Annotated in this window: 5 protein-coding genes and 1 tRNA gene; 3 read left to right on the top strand and 3 right to left on the bottom strand. The window is 68.3% G+C overall.

Annotated elements, in window-relative coordinates:
• The first annotated feature begins 3 nt into the window (after window positions 1–3).
• From ACFWPJ_RS07515 to ACFWPJ_RS07505, 3 genes are all read left to right on the top strand, one after another.
• Window positions 4–76: transfer RNA gene (locus ACFWPJ_RS07515), tRNA-Glu, on the top strand.
• A 113-nt stretch (window positions 77–189) separates the two neighbouring features.
• Window positions 190–795, top strand: coding sequence for a QsdR family transcriptional regulator (locus tag ACFWPJ_RS07510; protein ID WP_378848417.1), 606 nt, complete (start codon window positions 190–192; stop codon window positions 793–795).
• Window positions 796–812: 17 nt separating this feature from the next.
• Window positions 813–1,958 carry an acyl-CoA dehydrogenase family protein gene (locus tag ACFWPJ_RS07505; protein WP_378848415.1) on the top strand — a complete coding sequence of 382 codons (1,146 nt, stop codon included), beginning with the start codon at window positions 813–815 and terminating at the stop codon, window positions 1,956–1,958.
• Window positions 1,959–2,012: 54 nt separating this feature from the next.
• Here ACFWPJ_RS07505 and ACFWPJ_RS07500 read toward each other — a convergent pair whose 3' ends face one another.
• Genes ACFWPJ_RS07500 through ACFWPJ_RS07490 form a run of 3 tightly spaced genes read right to left on the bottom strand, consistent with a single transcriptional unit; the run spans window position 2,013 to window position 4,965 of the window.
• Window positions 2,013–3,233: a cytochrome P450 gene (locus ACFWPJ_RS07500; protein ID WP_378848413.1), complete on the bottom strand. Its 1,221-nt coding sequence runs from the start codon at window positions 3,231–3,233 to the stop codon at window positions 2,013–2,015.
• Window positions 3,230–4,489 (bottom strand): cytochrome P450, encoded by a 1,260-nt coding sequence (locus ACFWPJ_RS07495; RefSeq protein ID WP_378848410.1) that lies wholly within the window; start codon window positions 4,487–4,489, stop codon window positions 3,230–3,232. Before ACFWPJ_RS07495 ends, ACFWPJ_RS07500 begins: the two co-directional genes overlap by 4 nt.
• Window positions 4,486–4,965, bottom strand: coding sequence for an ATP/GTP-binding protein (locus ACFWPJ_RS07490; protein ID WP_378848422.1), 480 nt, complete (start codon window positions 4,963–4,965; stop codon window positions 4,486–4,488). The genes ACFWPJ_RS07495 and ACFWPJ_RS07490 overlap by 4 nt, the downstream gene beginning before the upstream one ends.
• Window positions 4,966–4,989: the final 24 nt, after the last annotated feature.

Below are 4,989 nucleotides of genomic sequence, written 5' to 3'. Positions count from 1 at the left end.
TCGGGCCCCGTTGTCTCGCGGCCTCGGACGCCGCCCTCTCAAGGCGGTAGCGCGGGTTCAAATCCCGTCGGGGCTACAACGAACTCCCCGGTCATCGCGACCGGGGAGTTTTTTTATGCCCATCGTGTGACATATTGACAGATGTTGCATCCCCCATACACTGAGGGAGATGTTGCACCGGGAGGTGACGTGACCGAGCAGACAACACTGGGCCAGCGCCTGGCGGATATCGCCGCCCGCCCCGACGTGATCACCGCGTTCAAGGCAGCCAGATCCGGATTCCTGGCCGGCCGCAGGCTGGAGATGAAGGAACTCGCCGACGAGCTCGGCGTCAACCGGGCCACCCTGTTCCGCTGGGTCGGCGGCCGCGACGAGCTGCTGGCCGAGGTGATCTGGTCGGTGGCCGAACCGACCCTGCGCCGCGCCGTCGCGGCCGCGCCCGGCCCCGGCGCGCGCCGGATCGCCACGGTCCTCGGCGATTTCGCCCAGGCCGTCAACACCTCCGACGCCTTCCGCCAATTCCTGCGCCGCGAACCCGAACGCGCGCTGCGACTGCTCACCACCAGGGCCGGCTCGATGCAGCGGCGCTTCGTAGCGTTCATCGCCGACCTGCTCACCGAGGAGATCTCGGCGGGCGCACTCGATCCGCCGCTGCCGGTGCCCGAACTGGCGCTGCTGCTGTCGCGGATCACCGAGACCTTCATCTACGCCGATGTCATCAGCGGCGAGGAACCCGACGCGGCCAAGGTCGTCCAGGCGTCGCTGGTTCTGCTGGGCGAACGGCCCGAACAGTAGAACACGAAAGGAAACCCATGCAGCGCACCATCTACACCGAGGACCATGAGGCCTTCCGCGCCTCGGTCGCCGAATTCGTCAAGCGCTCGATCGAGCCCAACGCCGAACGCTTCGCCGACGAGCGCGCGATCGACCGTGAGACCTGGCTCGCCGCAGGCGAACTCGGCTACCTCGGCCTCGGTGTGCCGGAGGAGTTCGGTGGCAGCGACGCGGGCGACTACCGGTTCAACGCGGTGCTCGGCGAGGAACTCGCCAAAGCCGGTGCGGCACTGGCCTCCTCGTTCGGCATCCACTACGACGTGTGCGCGCCCTACCTGGTGGAACTGACCACCGACGAGCAGAAGCGGCGCTGGCTACCCAAGTTCTGCACCGGCGAGATCATCACCGCCATCGGCATGACCGAGCCGTCGGGCGGCTCCGACCTGGCCGCGCTCAAGACCACCGCGGTCCGCGACGGCGACGACTGGATCATCAACGGCTCGAAGACGTTCATCACCAACGGTTTCAACGCCGACCTGGTGATCGTCGCCGCTCGCACCAGCCCGGAGAAGAAGGCCAAGGGCATCACGCTGTTCGCGGTGGAGAACGGTATGGAGGGCTTCACCCGCGGCCGCAAGCTCGACAAGGTGGGTCAGCCCGAATCCGACACCGCCGAACTGTTCTTCGACAACGTCCGGGTGCCGGACGCCAACCGGATCGGCGAGGTCGACCGCGGCTTCATCGCGATGATGGAGCGGCTGCCGCAGGAGCGCATCGGCGCCGCGATCTCCAATATCGCCCACGCTGAGGCGATTCTGGCCGAGACCCTCGCTTACGCCAAGGAGCGCAAGGCGTTCGGGCAGCAGATCGGCAGCTTCCAGTACAACAAGTTCCTCTTCGCCGAGCTGGTCACGAAAATCGAAGTGACGCAGGCGTTCGTGGACCAGGGCGTGGCCGCTCACGCCGAGGGCAAGCTCTCCGCGGTCGACGCCGCGAAGGCCAAGTGGTGGTCGGCGCAGATCCAGAACGACGTGCTCGACGCGTGTGTGCAGCTGCACGGCGGCTACGGCTACATGCGCGAGTACCGGGTCGCGCGGGCGTGGATGGACGCCAGGGTCACCAAGATCTGGGCGGGCTCCAACGAGATCATGAAGGAACTCATCGGCCGCGATCTGGGCCTGTAGGTACGTAGGAGCGTCGCGCCCGGCGAAAGACCACCGGGCTCGACGCGACGCCGGTCAGTTCAGGATGATCGGCAACGCGGCCAGATCGTTCTGCGTGAGGACCGGCAGATTGCCGAGCTCACTGTCGGGCACGGCCAGCCGCAGATCGGGGAACCGGGCGAACAGCGCGGGCAGCGCGATCGCGGCTTCCAGCCGGGACAGGGCGGCGCCGGGGCAGATGTGCGGGCCGTAGCCGAAGGCCAAGTGGCGGTTGGCGGTCGGCCGCGTCACGTCGAACTCGTCGGCGGTCTCGCCGTGCACGGCGGTGTCGCGGCCGATGGCACGGTAGGACATCACCACGCCCTCACCCTTGGTGATCACGGTGTCGCCGACGGTGATGTCTTCGGTGGCGAAGCGCATCAGCAGGTGCGAGACCGGGCCGTCCCAGCGCAGCGACTCCTCGATGACCTGCTTCCAGTCCACATCACCCGCGAGGACTTTCGCCAGCTGCGCGGGTTCGCCGAGCAGCGCGCGCACGGTGTTGACGATCAGGCTCACGGTGGTCTCGTGCCCGGCGGCGACGAGGGCCTTGATATTGCCGATCGCCTCCTCCTCGGTGAGCGGCTCGCCGCCCTCGTCGGCCACGATGAACGCCGAGGTGAGATCGTCGCCCGGGTTCGCGATCTTCTGCTTGACCTGATCGGTGAAGTACACGTCGAGCTCGCCGATCACGCGCAGCCGCTCGTCCTGCGGTGTCATCACCGAGAAGAACTTCTTGTACCACTCGAGCAGCTGCGGGTGATCCTCGCGCTCGACGCCCATCAGCTCGCCGACGACGCGCATCGGCAGCGGGTAGGCGAAGACCGACTTCAGGTCCACCGGCGCGCCGTCGGCGCCGGCGGCCGCGAGATCGTCGAGCAGTTCGACGGTGAGCCGCTCGATCACCGGGCGCATCTCCTCGAGCCGCCGCGGCGCCAGGGCCTGGGCGGTCTTGAGCCGCAGCCTGCGGTGCTCGGCGCCGTCGACATTGAACATGGAGCGGTCGACATCGACCATGCCGATCAGCGGCCACTGGTTGGTGACCACGCCGTCGGTCCACAGCTTCCACGCGTGGATGTCCTTGACCAGGCGGCTGTCCGTGGTCAGCTGACGGGCGGTCGCGTGATCGGTGACGGTCCAGGCGGGCACGCCGAGCAGGTCGATCCGGGCGAGCGGACCTTCGGCGCGTAGTCGGGCCGTCTCTCCGTTGAGGTCACCGACCATGGGATCGATGGCGAAAGGGCACTGGGAACTCACGACGAACCTCCGACGGGTCTAACTGGTGTGAAACGAACGGGCAGTGCGGTCATGCCCCGAAGGAAAGCCGAAGGTCGCCGGGTGAGCTGGGCGGCGGGGACAGCCAGGTCGACATCGGGGAGCCGGTCGAGCAGCACCTCGATCCCGGTCCTGGCGATGATCTCGGCGATCTGCTGCGCCGGGAACGGGCAGCGGTATTCGCCGTAACTGAACGCGAAGTGCGCGTTGTTGCCGGTCGGCACCGTGTCACCGTCGGTGAACGACTGGCGGATGTGCGGGTCGAGATTGGCCGCGGCCAGGCCGAGCAGCAGCAGGTCGCCCGCCCGGATGGTCTGATCGGCCAGGCGGGTGTCGCGCGCGGCCCACCGGCCGGCCAGGATCGAGGTCGGGCCCTCTTCCCAGAGCACCTCGTTCATGGCCTGGCCGACGCTGCGCCGACCGCCACCGAGGGCCGCGGAGAAGCGGTCGTCGGTGAGCATCAGCCGCATGGAGCTGCCGAGCCAGTCGGCGGTGGTGAGGTGACCCGCGGCGGTGATCGCCATCAGGTCGTTCATGTATTCCTCGTCGGTGAACGGCTCGGGGTCGGCGAGCATCAGCGACACGAGATCGCCACCGGGACGGGCCTTCTTCGCCGCGACCAGCCGGGCCATGTGCTCACCGAAGCGGGCCAATGCAGCGTGCGCGTCGGCGCCGCCGTCGGCGATGAGCTTCATCGTCAGGGCGAGGTCGGCGCCGTCGTGGTCGGGGAGGCCGAGGATGCGGCCCAGCGCCAGTACCGGGAGCGGCTCGGCGAACTCGGCGACCAGGTCGGCCGCGCCGCGACCGCAGAACCCGTCGACCAGCTGGTCTGCGAGTTCCTCACAGGCACGGCGCAATTCGTAGTGATCCACCGCGTCCAGCGCGGGCTCCACCATGGCCAGATGCCTGCGATGTTCGGCGCCCGCGGTGAAGTAGATCGACGGCATGGGCCGCCCGACCATCGGCAGCAGCGGCCAGTCCTCGGGCACCCGGCCCCACTGGTTCCACAGCGACACATCGCGCGGGAACAGCAGCGGATCGCTGGTCACCTGATGCAGTTCGCGGTAACCGATGATCAGCCAGGCGGGGAAACCGCCGGGCAGTTCGACCGCGACCACCGGACCGTGATCGCGCCGCATCCGCCGGTAGACCTCGTGCGGTTCGATGTGGAATTCGGGACCGCTCAGCGGCACCGCGCCGGTGATCGGGCAGGCACCGGTGCCGGTGGGTGTGCTCATGAGACCGTCTCCCCTTGCCGAACAGCGGAATACAGGTGTTCGACCAGCGCGATCAGCACCTGCTTGCTCGATTCGCGCGAGCGCGCGTCACACATCAGCAGCGGCACCGCGGGGTCGAGGTCGAGCGCGTCGCGCACGTCCTGCGGTGCGTGCGAGTCACCGAAGTCGTTGCAGGCCACCACGAACGGGGTGCCCTGGTGTTCGAGCCGGTCGATCGCGTACCAGGAGTCGCTGATCCGGCGCTGGTCCACCAGCACGATCGCGCCGAGCGCACCGGTGAACAGCCGGTCCCACAGGAACCAGAACCGTTGCTGCCCCGGCGCGCCGAACAGATACAGCACGTGTTCGTCGTCGAGGGTGATCCGGCCGAAGTCGAAGGCGACGGTGGTGGTGGACTTGCCTGGCACGCCGGTGGCGTCGTCGATGCCGACGCCGACGTCGGGCAACGTCGCCACCGGGTCCCCCCGCCCGCTCACGCGGACCGATCGCCCCCAATTAGT

Source organism: Nocardia sp. NPDC058497, from assembly GCF_042720195.1.
In the GTDB taxonomy this organism is placed as follows: domain Bacteria; phylum Actinomycetota; class Actinomycetes; order Mycobacteriales; family Mycobacteriaceae; genus Nocardia.
This window is presented reverse-complemented; position numbering and strand designations above follow the sequence as displayed.